Source organism: Streptomyces sp. NPDC008137, from assembly GCF_042957035.1.
Taxonomy (GTDB): domain Bacteria; phylum Actinomycetota; class Actinomycetes; order Streptomycetales; family Streptomycetaceae; genus Streptomyces.
Map to the genome: position 1 here is coordinate 69872 of NZ_JBIBHN010000021.1, position 17052 is coordinate 86923.

Consider the following 17052-nt stretch of genomic DNA (forward strand, 5'->3'; position numbering starts at 1 on the left):
GGGTGGGTTCAGACCGCCGTGCGGTCCATCGGGAGGGTGAGGGCGTCGGCGTCGGTGCCGTGCCCCGTCGTGAAGTACGGCGAGCGCCGGACGTACTTGGCCACGGCCGCCATGCCCAGTCCGGCGAGCACGATCGCGGCGGGCAGCGAGAACATGAACCAGCCGTTGTCCGGGCTCAGTTCGAAGTGATCGCTCATGGTCAGGTACGAGTATCCGAGGTAGCCGCCGAGGCCCAGCAGCACCAGACCGGCCACGGCGGGCACACCGACGGCGAGCAGCGCCTCCCGCGGTCCGTCGTGACGCGCCGAGCGGAAGCGCACGGCGCAGGCGAGCGCGGTGAGGCCGTAGTAGAGGGCGACGATCAGGCCGATGGCGTTGACGGCGGCCAGCAGCATGTCGCTCAGCTTGGGGATCGCGAAGGCGGCCAGGGCGATCACGGCGGCGACGGACATCACGACGGCCGTACCGACGGCGGGGGTGCCGTACCGCGGGTGGATCCGGGTCCACAGCGGCCCCATCGTGCGGTCGCGGCCCATGGCGAGCAGTCCGCGTGCCGTGGGAATCAGGGTGGCCTGCACGGAGGCGACGGCGGAGAACATCAGCGCGACCAGGGGCAGGGTGGCCCAGGGCTCGGCGGCCAGCTTCGCCCCGAGGTACGGCAGGGCCTGGGGGCCGTTGCGGACGAGTTCGGCCAGGCTCATCTCCCGCTGGAAGGCGACCGAGGCGAAGAGGAACAGACCGAGCATGGCGAACAGGGCGATGAGACCGCCGCGGGCCGAGTCGTCCGGGCGCTTCGTCTCCTCGGTGACGCTGAAGGCAGCGTCCCAGCCCCAGAAGAAGAACACCGCGAGGACCATGCCCTGGGCGAAGCTGGTGCCACTGGAGATCTCGAAGGGGTTGAACCAGGAGAGGGAGAAGGCGTGGTCACCGGTGACCAGGGCCCAGCCGCAGAAGCCCAGCAGCACGGCGTACTCGAAGACCAGCAGGGCGAACTGGAACCGGGTCGCGCTCCGGACGCCGGTGACGGCCAGGGCCGTGAGGGCGAGCAGGATCACCAGGCCGACCGCCGTACAGACACCGGTGGACGTCGGATCGAGGGCGATGCCGGCGAGGCTGTTCAGTCCTGCCTTGTTGGCGAAGAGCAGGACGACCGAGCCCATGATCGCGCTGGTGTAGGCGCAGAAGATGACCGAGCCGACCAGCGTCACCCAGCCGGTCAGGAAACCGGGCCAGGGGCCGAGGGATCTGCCGACCCAGGTGTAGCCGTTGCCGCAGTTGGGTTCCGAGCGGTTGAGACGGGCGTAGGCGGTGGCGATGCCGAGCACCGGCAGGAACGCCAGGAGCAGCAGCGCCGGGGCCTGGAGGCCCACGACCGTCGCGATCGTGCCCATGCCGATGGCGATGCTGGTGGTGGCCGCGGTGCTGGACGCGGCGATGGCGACGCCGTCGACGACACCGAGGGAACGGCGCAGGGCGGGGCGTGGTGGAGGCGGTGCGGACGGCATGAAGGGCTCCTCGGGGGAAGGGTGGGAAGAGCCGCGCGGGACTGTGATGGAACAACCGGCGTCCACATTGGGTCAACCCTGTTGACGTAAGGCGGGCCGGGGTCGTTCACTGCGGTGCACCAGTCGTGCGGCGAGAGGAGCCCCGGTCATGTCCACTCGTGTCCCGCAGGAGCGTCGGCGCCGGCGGCCGACCCGTTCGGGGGTACTGCTGTCGGAGGACCTGATCGTGGAGACCGCCCTGCGCCTGATCGGGGAGCACGGCCCCGAGGCGCTGAGCGTGCGCCGGCTCGGCGCGGCACTGGGCTGCGACCCGACCGCGCTGTACCGCTACTTCCACGGCACCGACGACCTGGTGCTCGCCATCGCCGACCGCATCATCGGCGACGCTATGGCCGGCTTCGTCCCCGGAGACGACTGGTTGGCCTCGTTGCGCGAGATGGCGACGAGGGTCCGGGCGGGATACCTCGCCCATCCCCGGGCGGCCGCGATGGCCGCCCACCGGGTGACCCGGCGCCGGAACGAGATCCGCGCCGTGGACACCGGGATCGGCCTCCTGCTGAACGCGGGCTTCGCACCGGCCGACGCCGCCCGGCTCTACCTGGCCTTCATCGACACCGTGCTCAGTCACGCCGCCGCGGAGGCCGCGTTCCACGCCCTCCCGCGACACCAGCGCGAGGCCGACCACCGGGCCTGGCGGGACGTCTACCAGGACCTGGACCCTCAGACCTACCCGTCCCTCACCGCGGTCCGCCCCGAGCTCCCCGGAATGGCGGACAGCTCCTTCGAACAGGCCGTGGATCTCCTCCTGGAGGCCCTGACGGCCCGGGCCCCGGCGGGCCGGCGCTCCCTCCGCTGACACGGGACGTCAGAGTTCCAGGGCGAGGGACCCCACGGCTTCCCGCGACGCGAGACGGGCGCGGCCGCCCTCGGAGTCGTCGAGGGCGTACCTGCTGTAGATGACGGGTCGCAGCCGGAAACCGCGCCCGTCCTCACACCACCTCGGCCCGCCCCGGGTCGTCGTCCAGGAAGCCGCCCGACTGGTGCTGCCACAGCTTCGCGTAGGCGCCGTCGACCGCGAGCAACTCCTGGTGGGTGCCCTGCTCGACGATCCGGCCCCGGTCGAGGACCACGAGCTGGTCCATGGTGGCGACCGTGCTCAGCCGGTGCGCCACCACCAGCGCCGTCCGCCCCTCCATGAGCCGCCACAGCGCCTCCTGGACGAGCAGCTCGCTCTCGGAGTCCAGCGCGCTGGTCGCCTCGTCGAGCAGCAGGATCGGCGCGTCACGCAGGATCGCCCGGGCGAGGGCGACCCGCTGGCGCTGACCACCGGACAGCTTGATGCCGCGCTCGCCCACCATGGTGTCGAAGCCGTCGGGCAGGGTGTCGGCGAACTCGGTGACATGGGCCGCCTCGGCCGCCCGGCGGATCTCGGCGTCGGTGGCGTCCGGCCGGGCGAACGCGATGTTGTCCCGCAGGGTGCGGTGGAACATCGCCGGGTCCTGCGGCACATAGGCGATTCGGCTGCGCAGGTCGGCCTGGCGCAGCCGGCTGATGTCCTGACCGCCGATCAGGATGCGGCCCGCGTCGATGTCGGTCATCCGCAACAGCAGCCGGGTGAGCGAGGTCTTGCCGCCGCCGGACCGGCCGACCAGGCCGAGCTTCGCCCCGCTCGGCACCTCCAGGTCCAGCCCGTCGAACAATGGTCGACCGCCACGGTGTGCGAAAGTCACCTTCTCGAAGCGGACATCGGCCGCGCGGGAGCACAGCGGCTCCGGCGACGCCGGGTCGAGCACGGTCGGCGGCGTCAGCAGCAGTTCGGTGAACTGCGCGGCTTCCGTCATCGAGCTCTCCAGCCGACGGTATATCTGGTTGAACTCGAACATGATGCGGGTCGCGTTGCCGTAGTAGGCGAAGGCGACCACGATCGCCTCCACGCCGTGCGCGCCCCCGGCGAGCGTGACCGCGAGCAGCAGGCCCATCGCGTTGGTGAGCACGGACATCGGAGCGACCAGGGTGTCGATGCGCAGGTTGCCGTAGTCCCACGACCGCACGGTGAGCCGGCGCGACACCGCTACCCGGGAGCGGTGCTCGGCGGCCTCGCTCTTCTCCGCGGCGAAGGCCCGTACGGTGTCCATGTTCATCAGGCTGTCGGCGACATGGCCGGACACCCGGGCGATCGCCTCCTCACGCTGGTCGACGATCCGCTGACGGCGCCGGATGAGGGGCGCGACCAGCACCGCCGTCAGCGTGATCGTCACCAGCAGACCGACGACGAGCAGCGGTTCGTAGCGCCACAGCACCACCGCGCCGAACGCCAGTGGCACGAAGCTCCCCACGACCTGGAACGTCACCGTGTCCACGAACTGCTCGAAACGCGAGGCGAAGCTCAGGACCCGCTTGGTCAGCGAACCGGCGAAGTTGTCGTGGAAGAACGCGGCGTCCTTGGCGAACAGCTCGTCCATCCCGATCACGTACAGATGCTCGATGCCGAGGGCGTCGAGGCGGTTGAGGCAGTGCAGGGCGACGCGCCACAGTGCCTCCGAGAGCAGCAGGACACCGGCGAAGCCGAGGACGTACGGCAGCGCCGAGTCGACCGTGACGCCCTCGTCGCCGGCGAGATCGCCGACGAGCTTGGCGACGATCAGTGGCGCCACGTAGTTGATTCCGATGTTGCCCAGCGCCATGAGCAGCATCGCGGGTACCGTCAGCCGGCGCAGCCGGGCCAACTCCCTTCCGTAGTAGCGAAGTGCGAGTAACACCGAGCGCTTGCCCGGCTGCACCCTGCGAGTATCAGACGTTTCCATCCCACCCCTGTGTCGTCCTGTGGCAGCCCGGCACGCGCTGACGCGGGCAGGGGCCATCGCCGCAACGTATGTGTGGATTTCGGTCGAGTCCGGCAGTGTCCCGCGACGGCGACCGCGCCGTCCAAGCGTTTTCCGGCCGGACGGTGGTGCGCGGGGGAGCGCCAAGGGGCGCGGCGAGCGGTCAGAACAGCGCCGTGTCCGCCGAACTGTCCCGGATCACGAACGGGAGTGGGGTCCCTCACGGGGCCTGTGGGCCTCGGAGTTCACGGCCGCGGTGGGTCGCTTGCCGGAGGCTCAGGGGGCCGTACGGGTGAACGTCATGTGCGTGACTCCGCCGGGCGAGGAGGTGGCCTCGACCTCGTAGTCCTTCTCCAGGTCCTCCAGTCCGTCCCAGAGGCGTACGCCGCGGCCGAGCAGGATCGGGACCACCGTGACGTGCAGGTGGTCGATGAGCCCCGCGGCGAGGAAGTCACGGACCACGGTGGGTCCTCCGCCGATGCGTACGTCCTGGCCGCCCGCCGCCTCGCGGGCCGTCCGGAGTGCCTCGGCGGGCGAGGTGTCGAGGAAGTGGAACGTCGTGCCTACCTCCATCTCCATCGACGGGCGCGGGTGGTGGGTGAGGACGAAGGTCGGTGTGTGGAACGGCGGGTTGGGCCCCCACCACCCCTTCCACTCCGGGTCATCGTGCCACCCCGGGTAACCGAACTTCCCGGCGCCCATGATCTCGGCGCCGATCCCGGGCGTGTGCTGCCGTGCGAAGGCATCGTCGAGGCCGCGGGTCCCGCCGGGCCGGCGAGTCATCTCGTGCCAGAACCGGGTGGCGAACATCCACTCGTGCAGTCTTTCGCCGGCATGGCCGAACGGGGCCTCACGGCTCAGACCCTCACCGGTGGCGAAGCCGTCGAGAGAGAGGGAGAAGTTGTGAACGCGAGCGAGTGACATGGCCGGCCGATCCCTTCCTTCCCGAAACGTCCCTGTGCTCAAGGTTCCAGGTCTCGGCGGCCACCGCGAGCTAGTCCCTGATCGCGGCGCGGACGAGCGCCTGCAACTGCTCGGCGGTGTGGTCCAGCGGCTGTGTGCTGCGCTTGGCGCGGCACATGGCAACCGTGCCCTCGACCGCCGCGACGATCAGCGTCGCGAGCTGTGCCGCCTGCTCGGACCCGGCGCCGTGCTCCCGCAGTGAGGCGGCCAGCAGGCCCTCCCACTCCTCGAACACCTCGGCGGCGGCCACCAGCGCGGTGGGTGTCTCGTCGGCGGGGGGCTCCTCGATGGAGACGGCGAGGACCGGGCAGCCCGCCCGGAAGTCGCTGTCCACCACGATCTCGCGCCACAGGGCGAGGAAGGCCCGCAGTCCGGCGACCGGGCCGGCCCCCAGTTCCTTGCGCAGGCCGCGGGCGGCCCACGCACCCGTGTGACGCACGGCCTCGGTCGCCAACTGCTGCTTGCCCTCGGGGAAGTAGTGGTACGTCGAGCCGAGCGGCGCCCTGGCGTGCCTGGCCGTCTCACGGATGCTCGTCGCGTTCAGACCGCGCCGGCTGATCATGTCGGCCGCACCGGCCACGATCCGCTCGCGCGCCGTCGGGCTGGGCTTGGTCATGTGCGCGGTCCCTTCCGACCCACTGGCTATAACGACCGTCATAGTCTAGCGTGGCCGTCGCTTATAACGACTGTCATAGAGAGGCGTGTCCATGCCGATGATCCGGTTCACCGCCCCGTCCGGGGCCCTGACCGAAGAAGGGCGCCGGTCCGTCCGGCGCGACCTCGCCGGCGTACTGCTGCGCTGGGAGGGCGCACCCGACACGCCGTTCTTCCGCGCCCAGGCGTGGAGCTACCTCGCCGAACTGCCCGAAGGAGCCCAGACCACCGCCGAGGACGACGCGCCGCGCTTCCTGGTGGAGGCCACGGTCCCGCAGGGCGCCCTGTCCGAGCGCCGCAGGGCCGGACTGGTCGAGGAGGCCACGCGGACCGTCCTGGCCGCCGCCGGACTCACCCCGGACGACGCCCCGCGGGTGTGGGTGCTGGTGCACGAGCAGCCCGACGGCACCTGGGGCGCGGGCGGCTCCGTCATCCGCCACGCCGACCTCGTCGCACTGGCGAAGGGACAGAGCGCCGATGCGTGAACTGACCTATGTCGCCAAGCGCACCGTCGAGTGGCGCGAGGCGCCCGACCCCGAGGTCGAGTCCGCTCAGGAGGCGATCGTCGCCCCGGTGGCGGCCACGCCCTGTGACGTGGACTCCTCGATCCTCGCCGGACACGGCTTCATCGAGCCGCCCTTCGCCCTCGGCCACGAGTGCGTCGCCCGGGTCGTCGAGGTCGGCGACGCCGTCACCGCCGCGGCCCCCGGGGACCTGGTCGTCGTACCCTGGTCCGTCAACTGCGGTACCTGCGACCGCTGCCGGGCCGGCCTGACCGCGCACTGCACCGCCGTCCCGTACATGGCGATGTACGGCGCGCCGATCGGCGGCAAGTGGGGCGGGCTCTTCTCCGACCTGGTCCGCGTGCCCTACGCCGACGCCATGCTCGTTCCGCTGCCCACCGACCTCGACCCGGTCGCCATGGCCTCCGCCAGCGACAACTGGTCCTTGGCCTGGCGCCTGGTCGCCCCGCATCTCAAGGCCCGTCCAGGAGCCCGGGTGCTGGTCGTCGCCCGTGGCAGCATCGGCCTCTACGTGTGCGACATCGCCCGCGCGCTCGGCGCCTCCGACGTGCTCTACGTCGACCCCGACCCCGAACACCGCACGCTGGCCCGCACCTTCGGCGCCGCCACCGCCGAGACCCTGGAGCCGGTCCCGCAGGGCTTCGACATCGCTGTGGAGGCCACCGGCCGTGTCGAGCAGCTCGCCCTCGCCCTCAGGTGCCTGACACCGGAAGGGATCTGTGAGAGCGCGGGCAACCACTTCCGTCCCGGCGAACTGCCCCTGCTCGACATGTACCTCACCGGCGTCACCCTGCGTATCGCCCGCGACAACGTACGCGCGCACATCCCCGACGCCCTCGCACTCGCGGCCTCCGGCGGGGTCGCCCCCGAGACGGTGGTCTCCCACGTCATCGACTGGGAGGACCTGCCGGCGGCGCTGCCCGAGAAGCACCTCAAGCCGGTCTTCGTCAGGGCCGGCGCCGCGGACCTGCCGGGCGGGTCATGACGCGGGGCCGCTGTCCGGGCGCAGGGTGAAGATCAGGAAGATCTGGTCGAGACCCACGGGGAAGACCGCCCTCCCGCGCCTCAGCCCCCCGAACTCTCCCGCACGACGAGCCGGTGCCCGGCCACATGGTCGCCCGGCGGCGCGCTGTCCGGGGCGTCGATCCGGGCCAGCAGCTGGGCGACGGCGGCCCGGGCGATCTCCTGCTTGTCGGGGGCGACGGTCGTCAGGGTGGGGACGCTGAAGCGGGAGGCCTCGATGTCGTCAAAACCCACCACGTCGAGCTCGCCCGGCACCCGACGGCCCAGCTCGTGCAGGGCCCGCAGCGCGCCCAGCGCGAGATGGTCGTTCAGGCACAGCAGCGCGTCCGGAAGGGGGTCGCGTTCCGTCAGCGCGACGGCGGCCCGCGCGCCGTCCTGCCAGTGGTAGGCGTCAACCGGCACCACCAGGCCGGGCTCGAAGGGCAGGCCCGCCGCTTCGAGGGCCGCGCGGTAGCCGTCGGTGCGCAGCCGGTCGGTGCCCTGACGGCCGTGCGGGGCGCCGCCGACCACCGCGATGCGCCGGCGGCCCCGGGACAGGAGGTGCTCGGTGGCCTCGCGTGCCGCGCGCACGTTGTCGATGCCGACATGGTCGGTGCCGCCCTCGGCGGAGCGCTCGCCGAGCAGGACCACGGGCAGGCGCCGGTCGTGGGCGGCGAGATCACGCGGCCGCAGGGAGAGCGGACTGAGGATGACGCCGTCGGAGAACTGCGCGTCGAACCCGTGCAGCGCCGCCAGCTCCCGCTCGCGCACCGCCCCGGTCTGGTGCAGCAGCACGGTGTGCCCGCGCCGGTCCGCCTCGGCCATGACGTGCTTGGCCAGCTCGGCGAAGTAGGCGACGTCCAGCTCAGGGACCGCCAGGGTGATCATGCCGGTGCGGCCCTGGCGCAGTTGCCGCCCGGCGATGTTGACGCGGTAGCCCAGGGCCTCGATGGCCTCCTGGACGGCGGCGCGGGTCCGCTCCGAGACATGCTCGAAGTTGTTGATCACGTTGGAGACGGTCTTGGGGGAGACGCCGGCGTACTCCGCGACGTCCTTGATCCTGGGTCTGGCCGCCACGCTGTCCCGCCCTTCCGACTGCCGAGATCGTACCGACTGCGCAGATGTGCCACGCCGGACGGGCGGCCGTGGCCCGCGCCCTGCCGTGGACAGCCGTACTTCCGCAGGATCCGGGTCGCCGGGGAGCCGGGTCAGCCCAGGTGGAGCGGCAGTTCCGAGGCCTGCTCGCCGAGTTCGGCCCGCTCCGCCTCCGTGGGTGCCCGCCTCCCGGTGCCCACCAGCAGCGCGTCCCGGTCGTGGAAAGACGAGGGGAACGCGCTCCCCGCGATCCGCTCCAGCAGCTCGCGGGAGCGGCTGAGCCCCTCCGCCGGCGGCTGTGCCGCGTCCGGCAGGTGCGCGATCAGGTCGAGGTGGTGCAGCGTCCACTCCAGGACGTACGCCGAGAGATAGTCCGCCACGGTGAGGACCTCGTCGCGGGTGCCGACCCGGCCGGCCGGGTCGGCGAGCCGGGCGGCGCGGCCGGCGGCGGACCCGACGTCGTCCAGGTGCAAGGTGAGCAGGTGCGGATCCTCGTACGCGGCGGCGAGCCGGACGGTCAGCGCGTCGAGCGGGTCGTCACCGGTCGGTGGCGTGCCGGCGACCTCCCAGTAGGTCACCGCGTCACGGGTCTGCTCCCGGTCAGAAGGGGTGGCGAGAGTGATCAGGACGTCCTGGGCGTCGATGACGAGATGGCACACCAGGTCCCGCACCAGCCAGCCGGTGCAGCCGGACGGCCGGTCGAAGTCCTCGTCGGCCAGACCGGCGACCGCCTCGCGCAACGCCGTCCAGGAGCGTGAGAAGAGATCCACCTCGGCACCGTAGTGCCGTGCCGCGAGGACGGACAAGCACATTTCGCCCGCCCGGCCAACTGCCGGACAGTGCCCGTGAGTTCCCCGGCGCAGGACTCTGGTGGCCCCGAGAACTCCTGGGCTACCGTCGGTAACACCCCTGGTCGCCCCAGGGGCCTCTCCCGACCCCTGCGCACCTCCTCCGGAAGGCGGCCCATGGAACACCCGTCAGCACCCGCCGCGTTCACCCGCCGCCGTGCCCTGACCGTCGCTGGCGGTGTGCTCGCCGGTGCCGCGCTCGCGCAGTCGGCGTTCCCGGCCTTCGCGGCCGGAGCCGGATCGTCGGACGCGGACGCCATCGTCATCGGCCACGGCCTCGCCGGGCTCGTCGCCACCGCCGAACTGGCCGCCGCCGGACGCAAGGTGCTGCTGCTCGACCAGGAGCCGGAGGCCAGTCTGGGCGGACAGGCCTTCTGGTCCTTCGGCGGGCTGTTCTTCGTCGATTCCCCCGAGCAGCGGCTCATGGGCATCAAGGACTCGCGGGAACTGGCCTGGCAGGACTGGCTGGGCACGGCCGGCTTCGACCGCGGCATCACCGACCCGTCGGGCCAGGACCACTGGGCCCACAAGTGGGCCGAGGCGTACGTCGACTTCGCCTCGGGGGAGAAGCACTCCTGGCTCGCGGGGCTCGGGATGCAGTGGTTCCCGATCGTCGGCTGGGCCGAGCGCGGCGGCGGCCTCGCGGACGGGCACGGCAACTCCGTACCCCGTTTCCACGTCACCTGGGGCACCGGACCCGCCGTGGTCGAGCCCTTCGAGAAGAAGGTGCGGGAGGCCGTGGAGGACGGCAAGGTGACGTTCAGGTTCCGCCACCGCGTGGACGACCTGATCGTCACGAACGGTGCCGTCACCGGCGTACGCGGAAAGGTCCTGGAGCCCAGCAGCGCGGCACGCGGCAAGCCCAGCTCCCGCAAGGTCGTCGGCGACTTCGAACTGAACGCCCCCGTCGTGATCGTCACCTCGGGCGGCATCGGAGCCAACCACGACCTCGTCCGGCAGAACTGGCCCGCGCGCCTCGGTACGGCCCCGAAGTCCATGATCACGGGCGTGCCCGCGCACGTGGACGGCCGGATGCTCGCGATCACCGAGAAGGCGGGCGGACGGATCGTCAACCCCGACCGCATGTGGCACTACACCGAGGGCCTGAAGAACTACGACCCGATCTGGCCCGACCACGGCATCCGCATCCTGCCCGGCCCGTCCTCCATGTGGTTCGACGCCACGGGCAAGCGCTTCTCCAGCCCCGACATCCCGGGCTACGACACACTTCACACCCTCAAGTCGATCACCGACACGGGATACGACTACTCCTGGTTCGTCACGACCCAGAAGATCATCGCCAAGGAGTTCGCGCTCTCCGGCTCGGAGCAGAACCCGGACCTCACCGAGAAGAACGTCTGGAAGCTGCTGTCGCGCGTCTGGCAGACCCCCGAGCCGATCGAGCGGTTCAAGGAGAAGGGCGAGGACTTCGTCGTCGCCGAGACCCTGCCCGAACTGGTCGCCGGTATGAACAAACTGACGGGGGACGACCTGATCGACCTGGCCGGCCTGCGGCGGCAGATCGAGGCCCGCGACCGCGAGATCGCCAACCCGTACACCAAGGACGCCCAGGTCATGGGCATCCGCAACGCCCTCGCCTATCCCGGCGACACCCTCAGCCGCACCGCCTCCGCCCACCGGATCCTGGACACGTCCGCCGGACCGCTGATCGCCGTACGCCTCAACATCCTCACCCGCAAGACCCTCGGCGGCCTCCAGACCGACCTCTCCGGCCGTGTCCTGAACGCCTCCGGCAAGCCGATCAGCGGGCTGTACGCGGCCGGTGAGGTCGCCGGCTTCGGCGGCGGGGGCGTCCACGGCTACCGCTCCCTCGAAGGCACCTTCCTGGGCGGCTGCCTGTTCTCGGGCCGCGCGGCGGGCCGGGCGGCGGCGGCCGCGACGGCGGCCTGACCCGACCGGGGGCGGGCCATGCTCCGCCCGCCCCCGGCCTGGAGCGTCAGGCCGCTCCGGGCCGCTCCGCGTCCAGTTCGGCCCGGACGGTCCGGGCCGCCGAGACCAGGTTCTCCAGGGATGCGCGGGTCTCGGTCCAGCCGCGGGTCTTCAGGCCGCAGTCCGGGTTGACCCACAGCCGCTCGGCGGGGATCGCTTTCAGGCCGGTGCGCAGCAGTTCGGCGGCCTCCTGTGCGGCGGGAACCCGCGGCGAGTGGATGTCGTAGACACCCGGCCCCGCCTCACGCGGATAGCCGTGCGAGGCGAGTTCGCGGGCGACCTGCATGTGGGAGCGCGCGGCCTCCAGGCTGATGACGTCCGCGTCGAGGTCGTCGATGGCCCGCACGATGTCGCCGAACTCGGCGTAGCACATGTGGGTGTGGATCTGCGTGTCCGGCCGCACACCGCCCGTGCTGAGCCGGAAGGCCTCCGTGGCCCACCCCAGATACGCCGGCCGGTCGGCGGCACGCAGCGGCAGGGTCTCGCGCAGGGCGGGCTCGTCGACCTGGATGACCGGCGTCCCGGCCGCCTCCAGGTCTCCCACCTCGTCGCGCAGGGCCAGGGCGACCTGACGGGCCGTCTCGGCGAGCGGCTGGTCGTCACGGACGAAGGACCAGGCGAGCATGGTGACCGGGCCGGTGAGCATGCCCTTGACCGGACGGTCCGTGAGGGACTGCGCGTACCTCGTCCAGCGTACGGTCATCGGCTCGGGGCGCGAGATGTCGCCGGCCAGGATCGGCGGGCGGACGTAGCGGGTGCCGTAGGACTGGACCCAGCCGTGCCGCGTGGCGAGGTAGCCGGTGAGCTGCTCCGCGAAGTACTGGACCATGTCGTTGCGTTCGGCCTCGCCGTGCACCAGGACGTCCAGACCGGCCTTCTCCTGGAAGGAGATCACCTCCTGGATCTCGGCCTTGATGCGCTCCTCGTATCCGGCCGTGTCGATCCGGCCGGCGCGCAGGTCCGCGCGGGCGCCGCGCACCTCACCTGTCTGCGGGAAGGAGCCGATCGTGGTGGTCGGCAGCAGCGGCAGACCGAGCCGGGCGCGCTGCGCGGCGGTCCGCTCGGTGTACGGCAGCGAGCGGTGGGCGTCCGCCTCGGACACCGCGCCCGTGCGGGCGCGGACCGCCGGGTCGCGGGTGATCGGGGAGTTCGCCCGGGAGGACAGGTCGGCCCGGTTCGCGGCGAGTTGCGCGCCGATCGTGTCCGTACCCTGCGCGAGACCGCGCGCCAGGGTGACGATCTCGGCGGTCTTCTGCCGCGCGAAGGCGAGCCAGCGCAGCACCTGCGGCTCGATGTCCCGCTCCGCCGCCGTGTCCAGCGGCACGTGCAGCAGGGAGCAGGAGGCCGAGACGTCGACCCGGTCGGCGAGGCCGAGGAGCGTGCCGAGCCGGGAGAGCGAGGCCGCCAGGTCGTTGATCCAGATGTTGCGGCCGTTGACGACACCGGCGACCAGCCGCTTGCCCGGCAGACCGCCCACCGCGGCCAGATCGTCGAGGTTGGCCGCCGCCGACTCCGTGAAGTCCAGCGCGAGCCCTTCGACCGGCGCCTTCGCCAGCACCGGCAGGGCGTTCCCGAGCCGGTCGAAGTACGAGGCGACCAGGAGCTTCGACCGGTCGGTGAGGGCGCCGAGGTCGCGGTAGGCGCGCTCGGCGGCGTTCAGCTCGGCCGGGGTCCGGTCCTGGACCAGGGCCGGCTCGTCCAGCTGCACCCACTCGGCGCCCGCCGCGCGCAGGTCGGCGAGGATCTCGGCGTACACGGGCAGCAGCCGGTCCAGGAGCGTGAGCGGCTCGAAGTCCGCGGGCACCCCCGGGGCGGGCTTGGCCAGGAGCAGGTACGTGACGGGGCCGACGAGGACGGGGCGCGCGGTATGGCCGAGCGCCAGCGCCTCGCGCAGCTCGGCGACCTGCTTCGCCGAGTCGGCGGTGAAGACCGTGTCCGGACCCAGTTCGGGCACCAGGTAGTGGTAGTTCGTGTCGAACCACTTGGTCATCTCCAGCGGCGCCACGTCCTGCGTGCCACGCGCCATGGCGAAGTAGCCGTCGAGGGCGTCCGCCTCGACGGAGTCCCGGTGGCGGCCGGGGATCGCGCCGACCATGACGGTGGTGTCCAGGACGTGGTCGTAGAGCGAGAAGTCGCCCGTCGGGATCTCGTCGATGCCGGCGTCGGCCAGCTGCCGCCAGTTCGAGGCGCGCAGGTCGCAGGCGGTGGCCCGGAGGGCGTCGGCGGTGACGCGGCCCTTCCAGTAGCCCTCGATCGCCTTCTTCAGTTCCCGGTTCTGTCCCTGGCGGGGGTAGCCGTACACGGTGGCCCGTGCTGCCGCGGCTGCGGACTTGGTGGTCACGGAGATCTCCTTCGCGAGACGAATCCCTGAGATCCCGGCGACGGGACGAGAGCGCGAAGGGGTGACGAACCGGACGGAGACGACCTCGCGCGGCACAGCGCGGTCGTCCGCCTGGTATGTACGCCGACCCGCCCTCGAGGTCACCGGAATGTCCGCGCACGAACCGTCCGCGCGCGGGCAGTTGGCAGGTCTTCGGACTCGCGGGCACGCTCTCACCATGTGAGAACACCTACTGGCCGTCGCTTCCCGGGCCCTGCGTGGGCCCAGTGCGTATGACGGCGGTCGTTCCCGCTCACCGCTGCGGGGCAGTCCCGGATTCCCACCGGGTTCCCTCTTGCGACGCATCCCGTCTGGCGGACGGGGCGAACCAGCTGCACCGCCAGCCTATACACGGGATGGCCGCGGAAGCGACCCTCAGCCGCCGCTCACCGGCCGCCCCGCCGCCAGCGCGGCCAGCTCGTCCGGGGTGCGCGGGCCGGGCGCCGACCCGGTCAACAGCCCCTGTGCGCGCAGGAGATCCGCGGCCGCGGCACCCCACGGCAACCGCAGTCCCGCCTGCCGGAGGAGATCGGTCCGGGCCAGTGCCGTCGGCGCGGGAGCGAGGTGCACACCGTCCGGGGTGAGGAGCGCCGCGTCGTCGGCCCAGCGCAGGGCGAGGTCGACGTCGTGCGTAGCCATCACCACCGTGGTGCCGTTCGCACGCAGCTCGTCCAGCGTGGCCAGGAGCCGTTCCTGGCCGTCGGGGTCGAGTCCGGCCGTCGGCTCGTCGAGGACGAGCACCCGGGGACGCATGGCGACCGCGCCCGCGATGGCGGTCCGTTTGCGCTGCCCGTAGGAGAGCAGATGAGTGGGCCGGCCGGCCAGGGCGGTGATGTCCAGGGCGGCGAGCGCCTCCGCCACCCGTGCCCGTACCTCCGTGTCGGACAGCCCGAGGTTCAGCGGCCCGAACGACACGTCCTGCTCGACGGACGCCGCGAACAGCTGGTCGTCCGGGTCCTGCACCACGAGCTGGACGGTCGTCCGCAGCCGGGTCAGGCCCTTGCGGTCGTACGTCACCGGCTGCCCGTCGACCGTCAATCGCCCCTCGTGCGGCCGCAGCCCGCCGCTGAGCAGCCGCATCAGCGTGGTCTTGCCGCTGCCGTTGCGGCCGAGCAGCGCGAGCGCCCGCCCCGCGCGGATGTCGAAGTCGAGGCCGCTGAGCACGGCCGGGCCGTCCTCGTAGGCGAAGGACGCGCCCCGCAGGGCGACGAGGGCGGGCTCGCTCATGCCGGCGGCCTTTCCAGTACGAAGGTGAGGGCGGCCAGCGCCGCGAGGAGCGCGCAACTGGCGGCCGTGAAGCGGACGGAGACACGGGCCTCGGGCACCAGGACCCGCAGGGTCCCGTCGTAGCCGCGCCCGGCGAGACCGGCTTGGAGGCGGGCAGCCCGGTCGAAGGCCCGTACGAAAGCGGTGGCGCCGAGCCCGCCCAGCGAACGCCAGGCGGCGGCCCGCGTGGTGTGCCCGAGCCGGGCGGCCTGCGCGTCGCGGATCCGGCGCACGGAGTCCAGCAGCAGGAAGCTCATCCGGTACGTCACGAGCGCGACATCGACGACCGGCGCCGGGACACCGGCCCGGACCAGGCGGGGCAGCAGGTCGGACATGGGCGTGGTGAAGGCGAACAGCAGCACTCCCAGGGAGGCCGCCGAGGTGCGCAGCAGCAGCTCCCCGGCCCGCAGAGGTCCGTCGTCCGCGAAGGAGACGAACCCTCCCGGCCCGCCGACCTGGACCAGCAGCGTGACCGCTCCGGTCACGCAGAAGCCCAGCGGCACGCGGTAGGCCCGCCACAGCTTCCGGCCGGGCACACCGGCCGGTCCCAGCAGCAGGGACACGGCCGTCACCAGCACCAGGGCCGCGCCCGGCCAGGGCGGCAGCGAGATGGCCAGCACGGTGAGTCCCAGACCGAGCACGGCCTTGTCCACGGGATGGCGGCGGCGCCAGCGACTGCTGTGCGCCGCCGCGTCGATCGGCAGCACGCGGCTCAGGCTCTTTCGGCCGTGGACTCCTCGGCGGCCCGCTCCAGGGCCTGCTGCTCACCCTGCCGCCGGCCTCGGCGCAGGCCGAAGTAGTAGGCGAGGACACCGGCGCCGATCGCTGCCTGGAGGGCGAAAAGCGCCGACTCGATCTCACCCGACGGCGGCTCGTACAGCGGCGAGAACCAGGGCTTGTAGTCCGGGTCGATCTCGGTGATCGCCGTCTCCGCCTGGGCGTCGGCGCCCGCGAACGGCTCCTCCTTGTCGTCGCCCAGGCCGAGGGCGAGCGGCAGCACCGCGAGGAGCGCCACGGCGAGCAGCAGCAGGAGGTTGATCCTCGTGTTCTTCTTCATCGGGCCACCGCCTCGGTCTCGGTCACGGACCGCTTCTTGGTGAGGAGCACACCCAGCCGGGTCAGTTCGCCCTTGCTGGACTGCACCAGCAGCCGCATCACGAGCACCGTCAGCAGGCCCTCGCTCACCGCGAGCGGGATCTGTGTGACGGCGAAGATGGTGCCGAACTTGCCGAGCGCGCCCACGAACCCGCTGCCCGGGTCGGGGAAGGCGAGCGCCAGCTGCACGCTGGTGACGCAGTACGTGGACAGGTCGGCGAAGAACGCCCCGAAGAAGACCGCGACCATCAAAGGCACGTCGAAGCGCCGCAGCAGTTTGTACACGGCGTATCCGGCCCAGGGCCCCACGATCGCCATGGAGAAGACGTTGGCGCCGAGCGTGGTCAGACCGCCGTGGGCGAGCAGCAGCGCCTGGAACAGCAGGGTGATGGTGCCCAGCACCGCCATGATGGGTGGCCGGAAAAGGATGGCTCCCAGGCCCGTGCCGGTGGGGTGGGAGCAACTGCCGGTGACCGACGGCAGTTTCAGGGCGGACAGGACGAACGTGAAGGCACCGGAGGCACCGAGGAGCAGAGTGCTCTCGGGGTGCTCGCGCACTTCACGGGTGAGCGACCGGACCCCGTGGACGACGAAGGGTGCCGACGCGACGCCCCAGGCGACCGCGTGTGCGGGTGGCAGAAAACCCTCGGCTATGTGCATGGTTCAGCAGACCCTCTCCAGCACCTCGTGGATGGTTGACGCGCCCTGGCCGGTCTCCTGGCTTACGGGTACCACCGCCCGCACTCCGCCTTCCCGGGTCACAAGGACCCAGTGGCTGCCCCTGCCAGGGGCCGGAGCCGGACTTCCCGATTCACAGTGGCGAGGGCCGCACCGGCATCACACCGGATTTCCCGTTCACCAAGGCGTGGTGACAGTAATGCCGAGATAAGGACGATGACAAGCCACCCGAGGGGGCGCGCGAGGGGGCGTCCGCTCGCACACCGGCGC

General features: G+C 71.9%; 15 protein-coding genes and 2 riboswitches. Of the genes, 4 read left to right on the plus strand and 11 right to left on the minus strand.

Features of this window, described 5'->3' with window-relative positions; genetic code table 11:
* Positions 1 to 8: 8 nt before the first annotated feature.
* Complete coding sequence (locus ACFZBT_RS28005; protein WP_391108879.1) at positions 9 to 1505, minus strand: amino acid permease; 1497 nt, start codon at positions 1503 to 1505, stop codon at positions 9 to 11.
* Between the two features lie 148 nt (positions 1506 to 1653).
* On the opposite strand from ACFZBT_RS28005, the gene ACFZBT_RS28010 reads away from it, so the two are divergent.
* Positions 1654 to 2361 carry a TetR family transcriptional regulator gene (locus ACFZBT_RS28010; RefSeq protein ID WP_391108881.1) on the plus strand — a complete coding sequence of 236 codons (708 nt, stop codon included), beginning with the start codon at positions 1654 to 1656 and terminating at the stop codon, positions 2359 to 2361.
* A 133-nt stretch (positions 2362 to 2494) separates the two neighbouring features.
* On the opposite strand, the gene ACFZBT_RS28015 is transcribed toward ACFZBT_RS28010, so the two are convergent.
* The 3 genes from ACFZBT_RS28015 to ACFZBT_RS28025 form a co-directional block, all read right to left on the minus strand.
* Positions 2495 to 4309 (minus strand): ATP-binding cassette domain-containing protein, encoded by a 1815-nt coding sequence (locus ACFZBT_RS28015; protein WP_391108883.1) that lies wholly within the window; start codon positions 4307 to 4309, stop codon positions 2495 to 2497.
* Between the two features lie 294 nt (positions 4310 to 4603).
* Positions 4604 to 5251, minus strand: coding sequence for a dihydrofolate reductase family protein (locus ACFZBT_RS28020; protein ID WP_391108886.1), 648 nt, complete (start codon positions 5249 to 5251; stop codon positions 4604 to 4606).
* Between the two features lie 70 nt (positions 5252 to 5321).
* On the minus strand, positions 5322 to 5906 hold the full coding sequence (locus tag ACFZBT_RS28025; protein ID WP_391108889.1) for a TetR family transcriptional regulator C-terminal domain-containing protein: 585 nt from the start codon (positions 5904 to 5906) through the stop codon (positions 5322 to 5324).
* Between the two features lie 91 nt (positions 5907 to 5997).
* Between ACFZBT_RS28025 and ACFZBT_RS28030 the strand changes: the two genes are divergently transcribed.
* A complete protein-coding gene (locus ACFZBT_RS28030) occupies positions 5998 to 6429 on the plus strand; it encodes a tautomerase family protein (protein WP_391108892.1) in 432 nt (143 codons plus the stop codon).
* A complete protein-coding gene (locus ACFZBT_RS28035; RefSeq protein WP_391108895.1) occupies positions 6422 to 7453 on the plus strand; it encodes an alcohol dehydrogenase catalytic domain-containing protein in 1032 nt (343 codons plus the stop codon). The genes ACFZBT_RS28030 and ACFZBT_RS28035 overlap by 8 nt, the downstream gene beginning before the upstream one ends.
* A gap of 80 nt (positions 7454 to 7533) precedes the next feature.
* Here ACFZBT_RS28035 and ACFZBT_RS28040 read toward each other — a convergent pair whose 3' ends face one another.
* A complete protein-coding gene (locus ACFZBT_RS28040; protein ID WP_391108899.1) occupies positions 7534 to 8547 on the minus strand; it encodes a substrate-binding domain-containing protein in 1014 nt (337 codons plus the stop codon).
* Positions 8548 to 8678: 131 nt separating this feature from the next.
* A complete protein-coding gene (locus tag ACFZBT_RS28045; protein ID WP_391108902.1) occupies positions 8679 to 9335 on the minus strand; it encodes a maleylpyruvate isomerase N-terminal domain-containing protein in 657 nt (218 codons plus the stop codon).
* A 195-nt stretch (positions 9336 to 9530) separates the two neighbouring features.
* On the opposite strand from ACFZBT_RS28045, the gene ACFZBT_RS28050 reads away from it, so the two are divergent.
* Positions 9531 to 11324 carry an FAD-binding dehydrogenase gene (locus tag ACFZBT_RS28050; RefSeq protein ID WP_391108905.1) on the plus strand — a complete coding sequence of 598 codons (1794 nt, stop codon included), beginning with the start codon at positions 9531 to 9533 and terminating at the stop codon, positions 11322 to 11324.
* Positions 11325 to 11370: 46 nt separating this feature from the next.
* Here the strand turns inward: ACFZBT_RS28050 and metE are convergent, their stop codons facing one another.
* The 5 genes from metE to ACFZBT_RS28075 form a co-directional block, all read right to left on the minus strand.
* Positions 11371 to 13704, minus strand: a complete 2334-nt coding sequence (gene metE / locus ACFZBT_RS28055; RefSeq protein ID WP_391108908.1) for a 5-methyltetrahydropteroyltriglutamate--homocysteine S-methyltransferase — start codon at positions 13702 to 13704, stop codon at positions 11371 to 11373.
* Positions 13705 to 13869: 165 nt separating this feature from the next.
* Positions 13870 to 14091: riboswitch (cobalamin riboswitch) on the minus strand.
* A gap of 27 nt (positions 14092 to 14118) precedes the next feature.
* Positions 14119 to 14970, minus strand: coding sequence for an ATP-binding cassette domain-containing protein (locus ACFZBT_RS28060; RefSeq protein WP_391108910.1), 852 nt, complete (start codon positions 14968 to 14970; stop codon positions 14119 to 14121).
* Positions 14967 to 15716, minus strand: coding sequence for a cobalt ECF transporter T component CbiQ (gene cbiQ, locus ACFZBT_RS28065; RefSeq protein ID WP_391108913.1), 750 nt, complete (start codon positions 15714 to 15716; stop codon positions 14967 to 14969). The genes ACFZBT_RS28060 and cbiQ overlap by 4 nt, the downstream gene beginning before the upstream one ends.
* Positions 15717 to 15721: 5 nt before the next feature.
* Positions 15722 to 16066 (minus strand): energy-coupling factor ABC transporter substrate-binding protein, encoded by a 345-nt coding sequence (locus tag ACFZBT_RS28070; RefSeq protein ID WP_391108916.1) that lies wholly within the window; start codon positions 16064 to 16066, stop codon positions 15722 to 15724.
* A complete protein-coding gene (locus ACFZBT_RS28075; protein ID WP_391108918.1) occupies positions 16063 to 16764 on the minus strand; it encodes an energy-coupling factor ABC transporter permease in 702 nt (233 codons plus the stop codon). The genes ACFZBT_RS28070 and ACFZBT_RS28075 overlap by 4 nt, the downstream gene beginning before the upstream one ends.
* A 29-nt stretch (positions 16765 to 16793) precedes the next feature.
* Positions 16794 to 17004: riboswitch (cobalamin riboswitch) on the minus strand.
* Positions 17005 to 17052: the final 48 nt, after the last annotated feature.

What these genes read in the sequence shown, in the direction of transcription:
- ACFZBT_RS28075 (WP_391108918.1), bottom strand. Translation starts at nt 16,764, where the DNA reads ATGCACATAGCCGAGGGTTTTCTGCCACCCGCACACGCGGTCGCCTGG.
- ACFZBT_RS28005 (WP_391108879.1), bottom strand. Translation starts at nt 1,505, where the DNA reads ATGCCGTCCGCACCGCCTCCACCACGCCCCGCCCTGCGCCGTTCCCTC.
- ACFZBT_RS28010 (WP_391108881.1), top strand. Translation starts at nt 1,654, where the DNA reads ATGTCCACTCGTGTCCCGCAGGAGCGTCGGCGCCGGCGGCCGACCCGT.
- ACFZBT_RS28060 (WP_391108910.1), bottom strand. Translation starts at nt 14,970, where the DNA reads ATGAGCGAGCCCGCCCTCGTCGCCCTGCGGGGCGCGTCCTTCGCCTAC.
- ACFZBT_RS28050 (WP_391108905.1), top strand. Translation starts at nt 9,531, where the DNA reads ATGGAACACCCGTCAGCACCCGCCGCGTTCACCCGCCGCCGTGCCCTG.
- ACFZBT_RS28035 (WP_391108895.1), top strand. Translation starts at nt 6,422, where the DNA reads ATGCGTGAACTGACCTATGTCGCCAAGCGCACCGTCGAGTGGCGCGAG.
- ACFZBT_RS28025 (WP_391108889.1), bottom strand. Translation starts at nt 5,906, where the DNA reads ATGACCAAGCCCAGCCCGACGGCGCGCGAGCGGATCGTGGCCGGTGCG.
- ACFZBT_RS28020 (WP_391108886.1), bottom strand. Translation starts at nt 5,251, where the DNA reads ATGTCACTCGCTCGCGTTCACAACTTCTCCCTCTCTCTCGACGGCTTC.
- ACFZBT_RS28015 (WP_391108883.1), bottom strand. Translation starts at nt 4,309, where the DNA reads ATGGAAACGTCTGATACTCGCAGGGTGCAGCCGGGCAAGCGCTCGGTG.
- ACFZBT_RS28030 (WP_391108892.1), top strand. Translation starts at nt 5,998, where the DNA reads ATGCCGATGATCCGGTTCACCGCCCCGTCCGGGGCCCTGACCGAAGAA.
- ACFZBT_RS28070 (WP_391108916.1), bottom strand. Translation starts at nt 16,066, where the DNA reads ATGAAGAAGAACACGAGGATCAACCTCCTGCTGCTGCTCGCCGTGGCG.